At 63.7% G+C, this 18637-nt stretch carries 17 protein-coding genes and 1 pseudogene; 2 read left to right on the forward strand and 16 right to left on the reverse strand.

All coding sequences use genetic code 11. The features are described from left to right. Positions 1-381, forward strand: a pseudogene (locus NKI49_RS20235) (IS4 family transposase); the annotation flags it as partial. Between the two features lie 232 nt (positions 382-613). On the opposite strand, the gene NKI49_RS20240 reads toward NKI49_RS20235, so the two are convergent. The 4 genes from NKI49_RS20240 to NKI49_RS20255 all read right to left on the reverse strand — a co-directional run bounded on the left by NKI49_RS20240 (position 614) and on the right by NKI49_RS20255 (position 4758). Then, on the reverse strand, positions 614-1882 hold the full coding sequence (locus NKI49_RS20240; RefSeq protein WP_352607840.1) for a cysteine desulfurase-like protein: 1269 nt from the start codon (positions 1880-1882) through the stop codon (positions 614-616). Positions 1883-1923: 41 nt separating this feature from the next. Then, on the reverse strand, positions 1924-2598 hold the full coding sequence (locus NKI49_RS20245; RefSeq protein WP_352607843.1) for an amino acid ABC transporter permease: 675 nt from the start codon (positions 2596-2598) through the stop codon (positions 1924-1926). A 152-nt stretch (positions 2599-2750) separates the two neighbouring features. Continuing rightward, positions 2751-3548, reverse strand: coding sequence for an ABC transporter substrate-binding protein (locus NKI49_RS20250; RefSeq protein ID WP_352607846.1), 798 nt, complete (start codon positions 3546-3548; stop codon positions 2751-2753). A gap of 433 nt (positions 3549-3981) precedes the next feature. Further along, on the reverse strand, positions 3982-4758 hold the full coding sequence (locus NKI49_RS20255; protein WP_352607849.1) for an HpcH/HpaI aldolase family protein: 777 nt from the start codon (positions 4756-4758) through the stop codon (positions 3982-3984). Positions 4759-4881: 123 nt separating this feature from the next. On the opposite strand from NKI49_RS20255, the gene NKI49_RS20260 reads away from it, so the two are divergent. Then, entirely contained in the window at positions 4882-5973 is a 1092-nt protein-coding gene (locus NKI49_RS20260; protein ID WP_352607852.1) for an LLM class flavin-dependent oxidoreductase, read from the forward strand. A gap of 351 nt (positions 5974-6324) precedes the next feature. On the opposite strand, the gene NKI49_RS20265 is transcribed toward NKI49_RS20260, so the two are convergent. The 12 genes from NKI49_RS20265 to NKI49_RS20320 all read right to left on the reverse strand — a co-directional run bounded on the left by NKI49_RS20265 (position 6325) and on the right by NKI49_RS20320 (position 18570). Further along, on the reverse strand, positions 6325-6720 hold the full coding sequence (locus NKI49_RS20265) for a RidA family protein (protein ID WP_352607854.1): 396 nt from the start codon (positions 6718-6720) through the stop codon (positions 6325-6327). Positions 6721-6780: 60 nt separating this feature from the next. Then, positions 6781-7929, reverse strand: coding sequence for an acyl-CoA dehydrogenase family protein (locus NKI49_RS20270; protein ID WP_352607857.1), 1149 nt, complete (start codon positions 7927-7929; stop codon positions 6781-6783). 315 nt (positions 7930-8244) lie between these two features. Next, a complete protein-coding gene (locus NKI49_RS20275) occupies positions 8245-9057 on the reverse strand; it encodes an enoyl-CoA hydratase family protein (RefSeq protein ID WP_352607860.1) in 813 nt (270 codons plus the stop codon). Next, positions 9054-9524, reverse strand: coding sequence for a MarR family winged helix-turn-helix transcriptional regulator (locus NKI49_RS20280; RefSeq protein ID WP_352607862.1), 471 nt, complete (start codon positions 9522-9524; stop codon positions 9054-9056). Before NKI49_RS20280 ends, NKI49_RS20275 begins: the two co-directional genes overlap by 4 nt. Beyond that, positions 9518-10291 (reverse strand): SDR family NAD(P)-dependent oxidoreductase, encoded by a 774-nt coding sequence (locus NKI49_RS20285; protein ID WP_352607865.1) that lies wholly within the window; start codon positions 10289-10291, stop codon positions 9518-9520. The genes NKI49_RS20280 and NKI49_RS20285 overlap by 7 nt, the downstream gene beginning before the upstream one ends. After that, positions 10288-12582, reverse strand: a complete 2295-nt coding sequence (locus NKI49_RS20290; RefSeq protein ID WP_352607867.1) for a bifunctional salicylyl-CoA 5-hydroxylase/oxidoreductase — start codon at positions 12580-12582, stop codon at positions 10288-10290. The genes NKI49_RS20285 and NKI49_RS20290 overlap by 4 nt, the downstream gene beginning before the upstream one ends. Positions 12583-12726: 144 nt before the next feature. Continuing rightward, entirely contained in the window at positions 12727-13326 is a 600-nt protein-coding gene (locus NKI49_RS20295; protein WP_352607869.1) for a VOC family protein, read from the reverse strand. A 78-nt stretch (positions 13327-13404) separates the two neighbouring features. Then, positions 13405-14241 carry an ATP-binding cassette domain-containing protein gene (locus NKI49_RS20300; RefSeq protein ID WP_352607872.1) on the reverse strand — a complete coding sequence of 279 codons (837 nt, stop codon included), beginning with the start codon at positions 14239-14241 and terminating at the stop codon, positions 13405-13407. Beyond that, the gene (locus NKI49_RS20305; protein WP_352607875.1) at positions 14234-15112 is read right to left on the reverse strand and encodes an ABC transporter ATP-binding protein; all 879 of its coding nucleotides are present in this window, start codon (positions 15110-15112) and stop codon (positions 14234-14236) included. The genes NKI49_RS20300 and NKI49_RS20305 overlap by 8 nt, the downstream gene beginning before the upstream one ends. Beyond that, positions 15109-15951, reverse strand: a complete 843-nt coding sequence (locus tag NKI49_RS20310) for an ABC transporter permease (protein WP_352607877.1) — start codon at positions 15949-15951, stop codon at positions 15109-15111. Before NKI49_RS20310 ends, NKI49_RS20305 begins: the two co-directional genes overlap by 4 nt. Further along, a complete protein-coding gene (locus NKI49_RS20315) occupies positions 15944-16951 on the reverse strand; it encodes an ABC transporter permease (protein WP_352607879.1) in 1008 nt (335 codons plus the stop codon). Before NKI49_RS20315 ends, NKI49_RS20310 begins: the two co-directional genes overlap by 8 nt. A gap of 89 nt (positions 16952-17040) precedes the next feature. Next, positions 17041-18570: an ABC transporter substrate-binding protein gene (locus NKI49_RS20320; protein WP_352607881.1), complete on the reverse strand. Its 1530-nt coding sequence runs from the start codon at positions 18568-18570 to the stop codon at positions 17041-17043. Positions 18571-18637 lie beyond the last annotated feature (67 nt).

Consider the following 18637-nt stretch of genomic DNA (forward strand, 5'->3'; position numbering starts at 1 on the left):
GCAGGCTTCGATATCGAGGCCGCCGACATCGGCGATCCGCACGCCATGATCAACTTCGTCGCCGCTGCGACGATCGCCGCCGTCACCATCAAGCAACTCGTGCTGGCTCGCGACGGCAATACCGATCAGCGCCTCAGCGATGCTTTCGAACCGGACGACCGACCCATTCTCGAAGCCGTTTCAGCCAAGCTCGAGGGCAAGACCGAGCGACAACGCAATCCCCATCCCAAAGGCTCCCTGGCCTTCGCAGCCTGGGTCATCGCTCGCCTGGGCGGCTGGACCGGCTACTACGGCAAGCCAGGCCCCAAGGTCATGCGCATCGGCCTCGCCGAATTCCACGCCATCAAATACGGCGCCAACCTCGGACTGCAATATGTGTGAATCCGATAGGTATAGCGACGGGGAGAGGGACGCTCTCATCGCTGGTTTCGCCAATCTCCAGCGTTGCAGGAATGGCGCCGAGATTGCGGCAGCCTCTTTCTCCCCGTCTCTATACGGGGAGAAATGCCCGGCAGGGCAATGAGGGGCAGCGCTCACTTCGGCATTGATGCGTTTCACCAATTGCCTTGGAATCGGCTTTACCTGAATCTCAATACATCCCTAGCCAAATGGCTCAAGACAGCTTCGCGATAACGGCCTGCAGCGCCTCGCCGAAGCGGTGCACTTCATCGACCGTGTTGTAGTGCACCAGCGAGGCCCGAATGGCGCCGCTGTCCATGGACAAATTGAGGCGCTTCATCAGCCGGGGCGCGTACATGTGGCCGTCGCGGATGCCGATCTGCATGTTTGCCATCTCCTCGACGACCCGCTGCGGCGACAATTTGCCGACATTGAAACAGAAAGTCGGCACGCGCTCGTTGATGCGGGCCTCATCGGCGACGCCGTAGATTGTCGCGCCACACCCTTTCAGCACGGCCAGCATCTCGCGCGCCAGCAGCAGCTCGTAATCGCGGATCGCGCCCATGCCGGCAACGATGTTGTCGCGCCGCGAGCGGTTGTTGGACGGAGCAAGGTTGCGGCCGATGAGTTCCAGGTACTGCACCGCCGCATCCATGCCCGACACGTTCTCGTAGATGAAGGTGCCGGCCTCGACCTTGTAGGGCGGCTCGTCGGGGATGAAATCCTCGCGGAAGGTCGGCAGCCGCTTCAGCGTTTCGAAGCGGCCCCACAGGAAGCCCATATGCGGCGAGAAATTCTTGTAGCCGGAACAGACGAGATAATCGCAACCCCAGGCCTGCACGTCGATCAGTCCGTGCGGCCCGTAATGCACGCAGTCGAGGAACACTTCGGCGCCGGCGGCATGTGCGATCTTGGCTACCGAGGCGACGTCCACGATCGAGCCGATCGAATGCGCCGTCACCGTGCAGGCGACGAGACGGGTGCGATCGGAAACAAGCGGGCGTAGATCGTCGACATGCAGATTGCCGTCCTCGCGCATGCGCCACCACTGAAACTTGGCGCCGGCGGACTCCAGCGCCAGCCATGTCGCGATGTTGGCGTCGTGGTCCATGTCGGTGACGACGATCTCGTCGCGCTCCCCGAGCATCTGGCCGATGCCGAGGCTGACCAGGCGGATGAACGAGGTGGCGTTCATGCCGAAGCAGATTTCGGACGGACTGTAAGCATTGATCAGCAGCGCCACGCTCTCGCGGGCGTCGGCGACCGACTGGTCGACGGTGACGCTGCGGCCATAGCGGCCGCCGCGCTGCACATTGTGCGAAACCAAATGGTTGGTCACCGCATCGAGCACGCTTTGGGGAATCTGCGCGCCGGCGGCGTTGTCCAGGAAGATGAAATCGCCGGCCCGCTGCAAGGCGGGGAACATGGCGCGGATGGCGTCGACGGGGAAGCCGCCTGGGGCGGTGGCCTGGGAATTGCTCAAGGGTCGTCTCCTGCGAAGTGTTTTTGCAGATGGTTGGATGATCAGCGCGTCTTCTCGGTCTTGAAGCGGCGTTCAAGCAGGCTGACGAGGCGGACCATCGGCCAGAGGAAGATGAGATAGACGAGTGCGGCGCCGATCAGCGGCGAGGGGTTGGCGTAAAGCGACTGCGCGTTGGTCGCTTCCTTCAAGAGTTCCGGCAGCGCCACGGTCGAGGCGAGCGACGTATCCTTGAACATCGACACGCAATTGCTGGTCATCGGCGGAATGACCACGCGGACCGCCTGCGGCAGCACCACCTTGCGTAAGGTCAGCAGGAACGGCAGGCCAAGCGCCTGCGCCGCCTCGAACTGGCCGCGCGGAATGCTCTCGATGCCGGAGCGGAACACTTCGGCCGAATAGGCCGACATGATGATGGCGAACGCGCTCACCGCCGAGGCCCAGGACGACAGGCGTATGCCGAGGAAGGGCAGCGCATAATAGATCAGGATCAGCACCACCAACACCGGCAGGGCGCGGAAGATATCGGTGTAGCCGACCGCGAGCCAACGCAGCGGCTTCGTTGCATAAAGCCGCAGCAGGCTGATCACCAGGCCGATGGGGATGCCGATGCCGATGCTGAGCAGTCCGAGCAGCAGCGTGTTCAGGAAACCGCGCAGCAGCGTCGGCAGGCTGGACATGATGACATCGGGGTTGAAGAAGGTGTCCAGCAGCGACATGGGAGCGTTCCCGAACCCCAGAGCAAAGGGTGCTCAAAGTTAAAACCAATCGACCTCGCCGGCGGCGAGACGGCCTGCGCGGCAGCCGGCGCCAGCGCGCGAAATGAATCGTGCCGGCCTGCAAAGCCGGCACGATTTCAGTGCGTTGCCGCTCAGGCCTTCGGCAGCGGCATTTCCTTGACGGTCGAGGAATCGGCCGGGGCATCGCTGCCGAACCACTTCTTGTGGATGGTGGCCAGCGTGCCGTCCTTCTTCATCGCGGTCAGCGCGTCGTTGAGCTTGCCGAGCAGCGGGTGGTCCTTGGTCAGCATCAGGCTGTACTGTTCGCCGGTCTTGATGCGCTGCTTGACCGTCAGGTCCTTCATCTTGGTGAAGGAATACTGCATGCCTGGAATGTCGCTGACAGCCGCATCGATGCGGCCGGCGCTGAGGTCGAGCAAAAGGTTCTGCTGCGTGTCGTAGCCCTTCACGTCGCTGAACCCGTCGGCTTCCTGATGCGCCTTGACCCAGGTCTCGCCGGTCGAGCCGGACAGCACGCCGACGATCTTGCCCTTGAGATCGGCCTCGGCGTTGATCGGGCTGTCTGTCTTGGTGGCGATGCCCATGTCGGAATCATAATAGGGCTGCGTGAAGGATTGCGACTTCAACCGTTCCGCCGTGATGGTGATCGAGGAGATGGCGACATCGATGCGCTTCGACGTGGTGGCCGCGAACAGCGCCTGGAAGCCGAGGTCGGCAATGTCGGTGGTCATGCCGACGCGCTTTGCCGCTTCGTTGACGATATCGACTTCGAAACCCTCGAAGGTGCCGCCCTCGTTCTTGTACTCGAAGGGCGGATTGGTCGGGTAGGCGCCGACATTCAGTACATCGGCGGCATAGGCACTCGCAGGGCCGGCGGCGATGCCGATGGCGGCGGCGAGCAGGATGAGATTGCGACGGGTCAGGCTCATTTTGTTCCCTCTGGGGTGTTCCCTCTGGTGTCGATCGGGCGGGGCTAGCCCCGCACGCTTTCTTGCCGCCCCGCCTCCCAGCGCAACGTCAATTCATGGCAGCGACCGTGCGATCGGGCACGGTCGCTATTACATCGCCGAGTTCACGTGCCCGCACGGCAGGGTTGGCGATATTGTCTGTATGCAGATCACGGATTTGAGTGCGCACACCGCCGCACGCGTGAAGCGCGCTGGACGATGACCGGGGCAGCACAAACAACAAGGACTCAGATCTCCTCACCCCAGCACTGCGACGGACTGGCGGGCAAGCCCGTCCGGCAGGGCGGTAGCCTTCTATGCTGGAATGCTTATCCAAAGCGCGGTGGTTTTCAAGATAAAAGTTTTAAGCTTAAAAATTCGCGTCGCTTTGTTGTCGCGACGCATTTCAAGCGGGTCAGCGGCGCACGTTTTCCGCCAATTCGGCGCTCGCCGAGGCTTTTCCGGCAGCCGCACCTGCGCCGAGAAACATCGTATCGCTGGCCAGCACGAAGAAGCTGGCGCCGATAGCCGCCCAACGGGCGACATCCTGCGGCGTTGCACAGAAAATGCCGGCGGTTTTGCCTCGTGCAACCGCGACGCCGATAGTCCCTTGGATCGCATCGGCAAGTTTGTCGGCGCCCTTCGGTCCGATTGCATCGATCGAAACCGAGAGATCGCCGGGGCCGACGAAGATCACGTCGACGCCGTCCACCGCCGCGATCGCTTCGATGCTGGCCAGCCCCTCGGCGGTTTCGACCTGCACCGCGACGACGATCCTGTCATTGGCGCCGGCAAGATATTCGGGAATGCGGTAGCCATAGCCGGCGGCCCGGCCAGGTCCGACGCCGCGCTCGCCCCAAGGTGGATAGCGCGAGGCCCTGACGGCCATGGCAGCCTGGGCCGCGGTGGATATGCGCGGGATCAGCACGCCTTGCGCACCGCTGTCCAGCGCCGCCTGGATGGCTTCCGGCGCATGGCCGGGAACGCGCACCAGGGCCGGCACGCGATGGACGTCGGCCGCCCTCACCATCGTCTCGATCATGTCGCGCGAGATCTGGGCATGCTCCCAATCGATACAGAGGAAATCGAGGCCGGACTGCGCCATCACTTCGACGGCGACGGGATGGGGAATGGCGGCAAAGGAACCGACGAGGTTGGTCTTGCCGATGCATTTCTGGCGGAATTCGCTCATAGCCATCCCCTTCTTATCCGGCCCAAATCCATATCCGTAAGCGGCGCTCAGGCGAAGCTATTTCAGGCTTGAAATATTTTCGCGCGGGCCTAGCGTGTGGTCTCCCGCCGCGAGTTCCAGACTATGAACAAACCACATCCCCTGCACGGCCCGAACAGATTGAAACTTGGCGTCTTTTCGGCCAATGCCGATGGCGGGCTGGCCATCACCGACGTTCCGGAGCGCTGGACGGCAAGCTGGCAGGACAATCTGACGGCGGCGCAGATCGCCGACCGTGCCGGGCTGGAATTCATGCTGCCGATCGCCCGCTGGCGCGGCTTTGGCGGCCGCAACAAGGTGCGCGAATGGTCGTTCGAAACCTTCACCTGGGCGGCGGCCCTCAGTGTTGCCACCGACCGGATCGGGCTGTTCATGACCGTGCATGTGCCGCTCGTGCATCCGCTCTATGCCGCAAAGGCGCTGGCGACGGTCGACCACATCAGCCAGGGCCGCGCCGGCCTCAACATCGTCTGCGGCTGGAACCCGAAGGAATTCGGCATGTTCGGCACGCCGCTGGTCGAGAAGGGCTACGACCAGGCGGCCGAATGGATCGAAATCCTCGAAAAGCTGTATGCTTCGGCCGAGCCGCTGGATTATGAAGGCACCTATTATCGGCTCAAGGAAGCCGTCAGCCGGCCGGCCAGCCTTCAGGTGCCACGGCCGGTGACCATGAACGCCGCTTTCGGCGGTCCGGGCCGCGATTTCGCCGCCGCCCGGTGTGATTATCTATTCACGACCTTTTCCGAAATGAGCGATGCCGGCAAGCATGTCGCCGACATCAGCGAGCGGGCCGACAAGGCGGGTCGCGATGTCGGCGTCTACACTGTGGCGCATGTCGTCTGCCGTCCGACCATGGAAGAGGCGCAGGCCTATTATGTCAGCTATGCCGTCGATCTGGCCGACCACGATGCCGTCGATGCTCATATGGCCGGCAAGAAGGAATTCTCGCAGTCGCATGACCCGCATGCCTATGACCGCTACCGGCAGCGTTTCGCCGGCGGCGCCGGCACCTTCCCGCTGATTGGAACGCCCGAAACGATTGCCGCCGACATGGCCGCCATTGCCGGGCACGGCTACCATGGCATCGCGCTGTCGTTCGTCAACTACACCAGGGAATTGCCTTATTTCTGCGACCACGTGCTGCCGCTGCTGAGGCAGGTTGGCCTTCGCGAATAGTAGTGGTACAAAGCGACTTGATCGGTTGGTCTGTTGTCAGCCAAGCTTTCATCATTCGTTTCGGCAAACCATAACAAACATTTCGGGATTGGCCGAAGCCCCAACTTCGTCATCCACGGGCGAAGCAGGAGCGAAGCTCCGTCGCGGAGACCCGAGGATCCATCCCGTGACCTTGGCCGAGGAATGCAGCGGAGCAGAATTTCCGCACCGCAGCAGCGCTCTGAAGTCGCGGCATGGATCCTGGGGTCTGCGCCGCGTCGCTATGCTCCTTGCTCCGCCCCAGGATGACGAAGCGATGGGCGTTTTGCGCTAATTGTCAAAGCATGCGGCTCATTTCGGAATGGTCGTAGTTTACTCCGGAATAACGGCGGTCGCCTGGATCTCCACCTTGGCGCGGTCCTCGACCAGCGCCATCACCTGCATGGCGGCCATCGCTGGAAAATGCCGGCCGATCACCTCGCGATAGGCCTCGCCGATGCCCCTGAGATTGGCGAGATATTCGGCCTTGTCGGTGAAATACCAGGTCATCGAGGTGATATGCTGGGGTTCCGCACTAGCCTCGGCCAGCACCGCCACGATGTTCTCGAGCGTCTGCCGCACCTGGCCGACAAAGTCGTCGGTTTCGAACTGGCATTGCCCGTTCCAGCCGACTTGGCCGCCGACGAAGACGAGCCTGCCGCGCGCGGCGACGCCATTGGCATAGCCGACAGGTTTCGCCCAGCCTTCCGGCTGCAGGATCTCGTGCATTCAAAACCTCCCGGTAGTCCAAAAACCAATTCCCAAAAACGAATGCCGTCAATTCTGCCGTCAGGCCGCGCCCATCACTTGCCTGGCGATCACCACCTTCTGCACGTCGGAAGCGCCCTCATAAATGCGTAGCGCGCGGATCTCGCGATACAGTCTCTCGACGATATGGCCTTTGCGGACGCCGTCGCCGCCATGCAGCTGCACGGCCTTGTCGATTACGTCTTGTGCCTTGTCGGTGGCGAACAGCTTGGCCATCGCCGCCTCCCGTGTCACCCGGGCGGCACCCATGTCCTTGGTCCAGGCGGCGCGGTAGACAAGAAGCGCCGCCGCGTCGACGTCGAGCGCCATGTCGGCGATATGGCCCTGCACCATCTGCAACTCGGCCATTGGCGCGCCGAACAGTTTGCGCTCGGCCACCCGCTTGATGCTTTCATCGAGCGCGCGGCGGGCAAAGCCGAGTGCCGCGGCGCCGACGGTCGAGCGGAACACGTCGAGCACCGACATGGCGATGCGGAAGCCCTCACCGGGCTTGCCGATCAGTGCGGCGGCCGGCAAGCGGACCTTGTCGAAAGAGAGCCGCGCCAGCGGATGCGGTGCGATCACTTCGAGACGTTCCGCAATGCCAAGACCGTTGGCGTCGCCCGGCACGAGAAAGGCGGAGAGCCCCTTGGCGCCCGGCGCCTCGCCGGTGCGGGCAAAGACGACATAGAGATCGGCGATGCCGCCATTGGAGATCCAGGTCTTCTCGCCCGACAGGACATAACTGTCGCCATCGCGGGTCGCCGTCATTTCGGTGTTGGCGACGTCCGAGCCTGAGCGCGGTTCCGACAAAGCAAAGGCCGAAATCGCCTTGCCGGCGCGTGTCTTCGAAAGCCACTGCTGCTGTTCCGGCGTGCCGAACAGGCTGAGCGCGCCGGTGCCAAGCCCCTGCATGGCAAAGGCGAAATCGGCCAGCCCGTCATGCCGCGCCAGCGTCTCGCGCGCGATGCACAAGGTGCGCACATCGAGGGGACCGGGATTGTCGGTATCGAGAGCGGTCGGTTTCAGCCAGCCGTCCCGGCCGAGCTTCGCGACCAGCTCGCGGCAAGCGGCGTCGACGTCATGATGATCGACGGGAAGGTTTTTTGTGCACCAGGCGTCGAGCTGCTGGGCCAGTTCGCGATGGCGGTCTTCGAAGAAGGGCCAGGAGAGGAAGGAGCGGTCAGGCATTTCTGCCTCCGCAGTGCTTCGAGCGTTGCGCTCTATGGCGCCCCCCTCTGTCCTGCCCGTCCTCCGCAGCTGCAGCGCAGCTGCTGCGGAGGGTGGACCGGACATCTCCCCCTCTAGGGGGGAGATCAGCTGTCACGCACGCTTTCGCCAATCTCCAACGTTGCAGGAACGGCGCCGACGCCGACGCTGCCAATCTCCCCCCTAGAGGGGGAGATGTCCGGTCCACCCTCCGCAGCAGCTGCGCTGCAGCTGCGGAGGACGGGCAGGACAGAGGGGGGCGCTGTCCCGCCGACTTTTCCACGGAGAGCATCATCCTCAATCCCCCCCGAACACCGGCTTTTCCTTGGCTACGAACGCCTTGTACGCCCGCTCGAAATCGCCCGTCTGCATGCAGATCGCTTGCGCCTGGGCTTCCGCCTCTATCGCCTGGTCGAGGCCCATCGACCATTCCTGGTTGAGCTGCGTCTTGGTCATGCCGTGGGCGAAGGTCGGGCCGGAAACGATGCGCGCCGCCATGTCGAGCGCGTCCGCTTCCAAGGAAGCCGCCTCTACAAGCCTGTTGTAAAACCCCCAGCGCTCGCCTTCGGCAGCCGTCATGGTGCGGCCGGTGTAGAGCAGTTCGGCGGCGCGGCCCTGGCCGATGATGCGCGGCAGGATCGCGCAGGCGCCCATGTCGCAGCCGGCGAGGCCGACGCGCGTGAACAGGAACGCGGTCTTGGCTTCCGGCGTCGCGATGCGGATGTCGGAGCTCATGGCGATGATGGCGCCGGCGCCGACCGCGACACCGTCGACAGCCGCGATGATCGGCTTGCCGCAATTCAGCATCGCCTTGACGAAATCCCCGGTCATGCGGGTGAAGGCCAGGAGCTGCTTCATGTCCATCTTGACCAGCGGGCCGATAATGTCGTGGACATCGCCGCCGGAGCAGAAATTCCCACCATTGGAGAGGAACACCACGGCGTCGACATCGTCGGCATAGACGAGGTCGCGGAACGTATCGCGCAGCTCGGCATAGCTGTCGAAGGTCAGCGGGTTCTTGCGCTCCGGCCGGTCGAGCCGGACCTTGGCGATCCTGCCCTCGACCTCCCAGAGGAAATGCTTCGGCTTGCGGCCGGCCATCGCGGTCATTCGCGTCCCTCCCAGTTGCTGCGGAACGAGGTCAGCATGCTGGTCAACCGGCGCGCGTCGTCCTCGCTCACCTTGCCCAACAATTCACCGATCCAGCCCTCATGCGCTGCGGCGATGATGGCGAAGGATTTCGAGCCCTCCTCGGTCAACCGCACCATCGAGGTCCGGCGGTCGCCGTTGCGGCGGGCGCGGGCGACCAGTCCTTCCGAAACCAGCCGGTCGACGATGCCGGTGACATTGCCGTTGGAAACCAGCAGGAAGCGTGACAGGTCGCTCATCAGCATGCCTTCCGGCACGCGGTAGAGCGCGGCCATAACGTCGAAGCGTGGCAGCGTTGTATTGAACTCCTTCTTCAGGCGCTCGCGCAGTTCGGCTTCGATCGTGCGCGAGGCGCGCAGCAGCCTGATCCACAGACGCAGCCGGTCCTTGCCGGGTCCCGACGGTGCGGGCAGGGGGCCGGCTACCATGTTTCGCCTCCTGAAATCGAAATCGCCTGGCCGGTGATCGACGCTGCCGCATCGCCGCAGAGCCAAAGCACGGCGGCGGCAATTTCTTGCGGCTGGATCAAGCGGCCTTGCGGGTTGGTCGAGGCAAGGCTCGATCGTGCCTGCTCGGCCGAGCGGCCGGTCTTTTCGATGATGCGCTGGATGGATTCTTCCAGCATCTCTGTCTCGACGAAGCCCGGGCACACCGCGTTGACGGTGACGCCGGATTTCGCCGTCTCCACCGCCAGCGCTCGCATCAAGCCGACGACGCCATGCTTGGCCGCCACGTAAGGCGCGACATAGGCGTAGCCCTTCAGCCCAGCCGTTGAGGCAATAAAGACGATCCGTCCGGCCTTCCGCTCGGCCATGCCGGCGAGCGCCGGCTTCACGGTCAGGAAGGCGCCGGTCAGGTTGACGTCGAGCGTGCGCTGCCAATCGGCGAGCGTCGTCTTGTGCGCCGGCGTGCTGCCCGCCATCCCGGCATTGGCGACGACGATGTCGAACGGCCCACGCGCGGCCTCCGCCGTCTCGTAAAGCGTCGCCATCGCCGCCTCATCGGTGACATCGGCAGTGATGGCGAAAATGCGGTCGCTTTCGCCGGCCACTTTGGCCAGCTCCGCCTCGCGCCGGCCGCAAATGGTGACGTTGATGCCAGCACTCGCCAACGCCAGCGCGATGGCGCGGCCGACACCAGAACCGCCGCCGGTGACCAGCGCATGCTTGCCGGGGATTGCGGTTGCGGCCGTCATACTTTCAGCCCCGCCGCAGCGTCGCGTTCGGCCAGCCGGTAGATCTGGTCACGGCCGGGCAGATAGGGATCCGGCCATTTGACGCCACGATCGCCGAGCGTCACCGCCGCATGCAGCGTCCAGTAAGGATCGGCGAGATGCGGCCGTGCCAGCGCCACCAGGTCGGCGCGGCCTGCCATCAGGATCGAATTGACATGGTCCGGCTCATAGATGTTGCCGACCGCCATCGTCGCCATGCCGACCTCGTTGCGGATGCGGTCGGAAAACGGCGTCTGGAACATGCGGCCGTACACCGGCTTTGCCAGCGCCGAAGTCTGGCCGGCCGAGACGTCGCAGATGTCGACGCCGGCTTCATGCAACAGCCTCGCGATCTCGACCGCATCGGCGGGCGTCACGCCTTCGATGCCGACCCAGTCATTGGCCGAAATGCGCATCGAGATCGGCTTCTGCGCCGGCCAGGCTGCGCGCACTGCTCGGAAGATTTCCAGGGGATAGTGCATGCGGTTTTCCAGCGAACCGCCATACGCATCCGTACGCCGGTTGGTGACCGGCGTAATGAAGGACGACAGCAGATAGCCGTGCGCGGCGTGGATCTCCAGCATGTCGAAGCCGCAGCGGTCGGCCATCTCAGCCGACGCCACGAATTCGTCGCGCACTCTGTCCATGTCGGCGCGGTCCATTGCCTTCGGCACCTGATTCTGCGGCGACCACGCGACCGCCGAGGCCGCCATGACAGGCCAGTTGCCGGAGGCCAGCGGCACGTCGGTTCCTTCCCAGCCGAGCCGGGTCGAACCCTTGGCGCCGGAATGGCCGATCTGGGCGCAGAGCTTGGCTTCGGTCTCGGTGTGAACGAAATCGACCAGCCGCTTCCATGCCACCTCATGTTCAGGCGCGTAAAAGCCCGGACAGCCGGGCGTGATGCGCCCTTCCGGGCTGACGCAGGTCATCTCGATATAGAGGAGCCCGGCGCCGCCCTTGGCCCGCTCGGCGTAATGGGTGAAATGCCAGTCGGTCGGGCAGCCGTCGACGGCCTTGTACTGCGCCATCGGCGAGACGACGACACGGTTGCTGAGCCGCATGTCGCGCAACTTGAACGGCGCGAACATCGGCGCGCGACGCAGGCTGTTGCCGCCGGCACCGGCCTGGCGCTGGAACCATTCCTCCGCGCTTTCAAGCCATTCGGCGTCGCGTAGCCGCAGGTTCTCGTGGCTGATGCGCTGCGAGCGGGTCAGCAGCGAATAGTTGAACTGCACCGGGTCGAGGCCGAGATAGCGCTCGACCTCCTCGAACCATTCGAGCGAATTGCGCGCCGCCGATTGCAGCTTCAGCACTTCGGTGCGGCGCGTATCCTCATATTTGCGGAAGGCGGCGTCGAGGTCCGGTTCGGTTTCGACATAGTCGGCCAGAGCCACCGCGCTTTCCAGTGCCAGCTTGGTGCCCGAGCCGATCGAGAAATGCGCCGATGCCGCCGCGTCGCCCATCAGCGCCAGGTTTTTGTAGGACCAGCGTTCGCACAGCACGCGCGGGAAGTTTATCCAGGCCGAGCCACGGATGTGGTTGGCATTGGTCATCAGCGCGTGGCCGCCAAGATGCTTGGCAAAAATGCGCTCGCAGACGGAGATGGATTCCTGCTGCGACATCGCACCGAAGCCGAAAGCAGCCCAAGTCTGTTCGCTGCACTCGACAATGAAGGTCGCGGTGTCGCTGTCGAACTGGTAGGCGTGCGCCCACACCCAGCCATGCTCGGTCTTCTCGAAGATGAAAGTAAACGCGTCGTCGAATTTCTGGCGGGTGCCGAGCCACACGAACTTGCATTTGCGCGTGTCGATGTCAGGCTTGAAGATGTCGACGAAGGTGGTGCGCGCCCGGGAATTCAACCCATCGGCGGCGACGACAAGATCATGCGTCTCCATATGGGGCCGGGGGTCGGCAATGTCGGTCTCGAACATCAGCTTGACGCCGAGCTCGCGCGCCCGCCGCTGCAACAGGATCAGCAGCCGCTTGCGGCCGATGCCGCAGAAACCGTGGCCTGAGGATACAGTGCGCACGCCATCATGGACCACGGCGATGTCGTCCCAGTAGGCAAAGTGCTTCTTGATCCAGACGGCGCTGACCGGATCGTTCCTGGCGAGATTGTCGAGCGTTTCGGCTGACAGAACGACGCCCCAGCCGAACGTGTCGTCGGCGCGGTTGCGCTCGAACACCGTCACATCATGCGCGGCGTCCCTGAGCTTCATCGAGATGGCAAAATAGAGGCCGGCTGGTCCGCCGCCGAGAACCGCAACTTTCATCCGTGCGATCTCCTCTTCGCTTGCTGGTCTTGAGTATCGCGCCGGCCGAAAATTATTTCAAGCTTAAAGTTTCTTGTCGAAACGTTTATCCCGATCTGGCGGCAGCGCGCTTGCGTGTTGTCCCGCAAGCGCGCCTTCGGAGGGTTACTTTTCCGGGTTCTTTGGGCTCCACAAGACCGTTTCGGCACCCTTCTCGTAGGCCATGCCGTTGGGATAGCTGATCGCTTCCAGTTGCAATCCCCATGGCGCCTGGAAGTAGAGGATGGTCTGGCCGGCGGCGGGCCCTTCCTTGACCGGCAGCGGCCCTAATCTGGTCTTGACGCCCTTGGCGTCGAGATAGGCTTTGGCGGCGGCGACGTCATCGACATAGAAGGCGATGTGAAAGCCGCCAATGTCGCTGTTCTTCGGCGTCAAATCCTTCTGGTCCGGCGCGGTGTATTTGAACAGTTCGATGTTCGATCCTGTGCCGCAGCGGACCATGGTGACCTGCTCGATGACAGCCTTCGGATCGACACCAAGAAGATCCTGCATGAAGGTGCCCTTGTCGTCGGCGAAGGGCCCGAACGACATCGCCTTCTTGCAGCCGACCACCTCGGTGAAGAAGTCGACCGCCTGCTTCATGTCGGGAACCGTGATGCCGGTGTGGTCGTGCCCGCGCATGCCGGGGATCGAGCTGGCAGTGGCGATGCCGGCGCTGCCCAGCAGCGCGGCTGCCAGCGTCGCATTTCGAAATGTCGTCTTCATGTCGGTCCTCTCCATTGGCGGGACTTCGTCATTTGCCGTCGCGCGTCCGAGGCCCGCTTTTCGGCGCGCGTATGCATTTCATGTCGGGGCCTTCGCGGCGGCCGGAATGTCCAGCCAGCCCGGATCGATTTCGGGCAGTGGAATGGCTGCGATGAGGTCGCGCGTGTAGGCCTGCCTCGGTTTGTCGAACAAGGCGTCGGTGGCGCTTGCCTCGACGATTATGCCTTCGCGCATGACGATCACCTGCTGGCACAGGCGTCGGATGACCGACAGATCGTGGCTGATGAAGGCGACCGTCAGGCCCATGTCCGCCGCCAACTTCTCCAGCAGGGTGAGGATCTGCGCCTGCGTCGACACGTCGAGGCCGGAGACGATCTCGTCGGCCAGCACGAATTTCGGCGACAGCGCCAGCGCGCGCGCAATGCCGACGCGCTGGCGCTGGCCGCCGGACAGTTCGTGGCGGTAGCGGCCGGCGAAGCTCTGCGGCAGGCCGACGCGCTGCAGGGCCTCCGCGACACGGGCTTTCAGATTGTCGCCAAGGCCGTTCTGCTTGAGCGGCGCGGCGATGATGCTGGCAATGGTGCGGCGCGGATTGAGCGACGACATCGGATCCTGGAAGATCATCTGCAGATTGCGGCGCAATGGCCGCAGCTCCCCTTCCGGCAGATGGGTGACATCCAGGCCGTCGAAGGTGATGCTGCCGGCGCTCGGTTCCAGCAGGCGCACCAATGCGCGGCCAAGCGTCGACTTGCCCGAACCGGATTCGCCGACGATGCCGGTCACCGATCCCCTGGGAAAGTCGAAGTCCAGGCCTTTCAGAATCTCGGCCAGCGGCGCCCGGCCGATCAGCGGCTTGCGCGTCATGTCGGGCAAGGCGACCTTCAGGCCGCGCACGGAAAACAGCGGCTCAACCATGCGGGCGCCTCCAGGCCTGGTCGGCGGCAGTGATTTCGGCGGCAAGCCCGGCCAGCACCGCCTCGTCCACCGGCTTCAGCGAAGCGAAGGGATCGGTGTAGCGCGGCGTCGCCGCCATCAGCGCCCGCGTATAGGGGTGCTGCGGGGCGGCGAACAGATTTGCCGTTTCGGCCTCTTCCACCACCTTGCCGGCATAGAGCACCGACACTTTCTGGCTGATCTTGGCGACCACCCCGAGGTCGTGGGTGACGAACAGGATCGCCGTGCCGTGCTCGCGCTGCAACGCAGCGATCAGCCGCAAGATCTGCTTCTGCACGGTGACGTCGAGCGCCGTGGTCGGCTCGTCAGCGACGATCAGCCGGGGCTCGGCGGCAAAGGCGGCGGCGATCAGCACGCGCTGGCGCATGCCGCCGGAGAGCTCGTGCGGATAGCTTTTCAGCACGCGGTCGGGATCGCGGATCTGCACCTCGTCCAGCAACTGGCGAATTCGGGTATCGGCCCTCTCGCCGCTCCAGCCGAGGATGCGCACCAGCCGGTCGGTCATCTGCGGGCCGATGCGGCGCGACGGGTTGAGGGCGGTCAGCGGATCCTGCGGGATCAGCGCCGTGCGCGCGCCGATCAGCGTGCGCCGTGCCTTGGGCTGGAGCTTGCCGAGGTCTTCACCCTCAAGCAGCATGTCGCCTTCGACGATGCGCACGCTCGACGGCAACACACCGAGTACCGCCTTGCCGATCATCGTCTTGCCGGCGCCGCTTTCACCGACCAGCGCGCGGACTTCGCCGGGCTGCACGGAAAGCGACACCGAGCGCAGCACACGCTGGCCGTTCGGCAGCACGGAGCTCAACTCCCTGATATCGAGACAGGCGCTCATCGCAGCACCGGGTCGAAACGCGTCTTCAGCGCCTCGCCGAACTGGCTGAACGACAGCACGGTGAGGATCAGCATAATCAGCGGGAACACCAGCACCCACCAGGCCTGGTGGATCGACAGCCGGCCCTCGGCGATGATGCCGCCCCAGGTCGGATCGTCGGTCGAGATTGACAGATTGACGAAGGACAGGATCGCCTCGACGATGACGGCGATGCCCATTTCCAGCGACAGCAGCGCCACGATCGACGGCACGACATTGGGCAGCACTTCGCGCAGCATGATGCCGATGCGGCCATAGCCGGCGATGCGGGCATTCTCGACATAATCCATGCGCGACTGCCCCATCGCCTCGGCCCGGATCACCCGGCAGAAGCGCGTCCAGTCGATGATGGCGATGGCAAGGATGACGGAGCTCAGGCCGGTGCCCAGCACCGCGACCAGCAGGATGGCGAACAGAACAGGCGGGAATGCCATCCAGATATCGACGATACGCGAGATGATGCGGTCGGCCCAACCGCCGAAATAGCCTGATATCAAGCCCAGCGTCGAGCCGACGAGGCACGCCGCAATGGCGGCGGCGAAGGCGACGATGAAGGCGATGCGGCCGCCAAAGATCAGACGGGACAACAGATCCCGCCCGAGGCTGTCGGTGCCCAGCCAATAGCCGGGCTCGGCGCCATCGAGCCAGAATGGCGGCAGGCGCTCCAGCATCAGGTCCTGCGCCAACGGATCCTGCGGCGCGACCAGCGGCGCGAAGATCGCCGCCAGCAGTGCCAGCAGCAGCCAACCGCCGGCGAGCCACAGCCTGGGGCTCAGTCCGCGTCTCGATGCCTTATCCATGGCGCAGCCTCGGATTGAGCAGCGCGTACATCATATCGACGGTGAGGTTGATCAGCACGAAGAGCAGCGCGAAGACCAGCACGATGCCCTGGATCAGCGGCAGGTCGCGGTTGATGACGGCATCGATCGCCATGTTGCCGAGGCCTTCATAGGAAAACAGCCGTTCGACGATGACCGTGCCGCCGATCAGGAAGGTGAACTGCACGCCGACCAGGGTCAGCGTCGGCAAAGCGGCGTTCTTCAACGCCTCGCGCAGGATGACCTGCGTTTCCGAAAAACCCTTCACCCGCGCCAGCACGACATAGTCGAGGTCGAGCACTTCCTTCAGCGACTGTTTCAACAGCTGCGAGATGATCGCCGCCAGCGGCAGTGCCAGCGCCACCGCCGGCATCAGCATGTGCTTCAGCAGATCCCAGGTGAGGTCGAGGCGCAGCCGCAAAATGCTCTCGAACAGATAGAACTGGCTGGCGAAGGGCAGGTCGAGCTGCGGCGACACGCGGCCGGAAATGTCGAAGACCGGCACCAGCACGCCGAACAAAAGGATCAGCACCAGGCCCCAGAGAAAATCGGGAATGGAAAGCGCGGCACCGCTGGCGACGTCGATGCCGGCTTCCACCGCCGTGCCTCGCTCGCGGGCGCCGAGGATCGCCGTCGTGCCGCCGAGCGCCACCGCCATGACAAGCGCTACGATGGCAAGTTCCAGCGTCGCCGGCAGCCGGTTGAAGACCAGTCCCAGCACATCCTGACGCAGCGAGATCGAGGTGCCGAAATCGCCCCTGACGACGCCGGACAGCCAGATGAAGAACTGCTCGAGGATCGTCTTGTCGAGTCCATAGAGCGCCCGCAGCCGGGCGATGTCGGCATCCGTCGCGCCGGGCGGCAGCATCATGGCGATCGGGTCGCCGGGCGCGACGCGGATCACGACAAAGACGACGACGGCCACGCCGAACAGCGTGATCAGCATCGTCAAAAGACGGATCAGGAATCGTTGCAGGAGCATGTAAATCTTTGCCGGAGCCCGGAGACTCGTATGCCGATAAAAGATGCGCGCCGTCGCTGCGGACGGCGCGCTGCAAGCCCAGGCCGATATCAGGCCGGGGTCATCAGGGCCGGCAGCAGCGCGCCGGACACATGCTGGACGACGTTGACGCCCTTGGCATGCACGATCGGCTGCGCGTACTGCATCAGCGGCAGCACATAGGCCTGCTCGGCGATGTATTTGTCGACGGCCTTCCAGCCGGCGATGCGCTTGGCCTCGTCCTTCTCGCCCCACAGCGGGTTGATCATGTCGATCAGGTCCTGGCTGTCCCACACCGAATGCGGGCTCGGGCCATACATGGCAAAGCCGGTCGACGTGGTCGGATCGCCGATGGCGTTGCCCCAATTGTAGAAGGCCGCCGGCGCCAGCTTGTCGGCGGCGCGTAACTCATAGTGCTTGGCGATCTCGTAGACCTCGATCGTCGCCTCGATGCCGACCTTGCGCCACATGCCGACGATCGCCTGGATCATCTCATAGTCCTTGGGCTTGAAGCCCTTGGTCGTCTGGATAGTGAACTTGACCGGCTTTTCCGGCGAATAGCCGGAAGCGGCGAGCAATTCCTTGGCCTTTTCCGGATCGTGCCCGACCTTGATCGAGGCATCGTAGGCCGCGTATTCCGGCGTCTCAAGTGTGTCGATCGGCTGGCCGTAACCGTGCAGCAGCCGCTTGACCAAAAGCTCCTTGTCGACCGCCATGACGGCCGCCTGGCGGACATTCTTGTCCAGCATCGCCTCTATATCGTTGAAGAAGATCATGCCGATGTCGGAAACATTCTTGATCGAGCCGGCCAGACCGTCCTTGGCGATCAGGCGGTCATACTCCTCATAGGGGATCTCGAGCGTCACCTGCGAGGAGCCGGACTCGATCTCGGCGACGCGGCTTGCAGCGTCGGTGACGAATTTGATCGTCACGTTCTCGAATGCCGGCTTGCCGCCCCAGTATTTCGGATTAGCCTTCAGCCGCAGGAAGGCGTTGCGTTCGAACTTCTCGACCATGTAGGGGCCGGTGCCGATCGGAGCCTTCTCGAAGCCTTCGGCGCCGACCTTCTCGTAATAAGCCTTGGGCAGGATGTAGCCGGTCAGGAACGACATCCATTTGAAATAAACCGGGTCGAACTGCACGACATCGCCCGTGATCTTGTTGCCGTCGATCTTGAAGTTGTTGACGTTCTTCCACACGAACTGGATGGGGTTGCCGGTCTTTTCGTCGCCGGCCCGCTGCAACGACCAGACCACGTCTTCGGGCGTGAACGGCGAGCCGTCATGCCAGGTTACGCCTTCGCGCACCGTCATCATGATTTTCGTCCGGTCGTCGTTCCAGCCCCATTCGGTGAGCAGGCCCGGCGCGAAGGAAAGGTCCGGCTTCTGCGGGATGAACTGGTCGAACACCGACTGGTAGAGGCCCTGGATGGTCGGGTTGACCGCCGAAGGTCCGGTGGTCGGATCCCAGGACGGCAGGTTGACATTGTAGGCGATGGTCAGTTCGCCGGCCGCCGCCTTGGCGATCTTCGGCAGGCCGATGGCCGTGGCCCCGAGTGCGGCGGCACTGTATCCAAGCAATTCGCGTCTGTTGATTGTCATGGTCGTTCCCCTTGTTGGTTTTCTGTTTTGTGCGCGCGGCTTCATTGTCTGATCAGTGGGTTCCCTG

This window comes from Mesorhizobium sp. M0587, assembly GCF_040320945.1.
GTDB lineage: Bacteria > Pseudomonadota > Alphaproteobacteria > Rhizobiales > Rhizobiaceae > Mesorhizobium.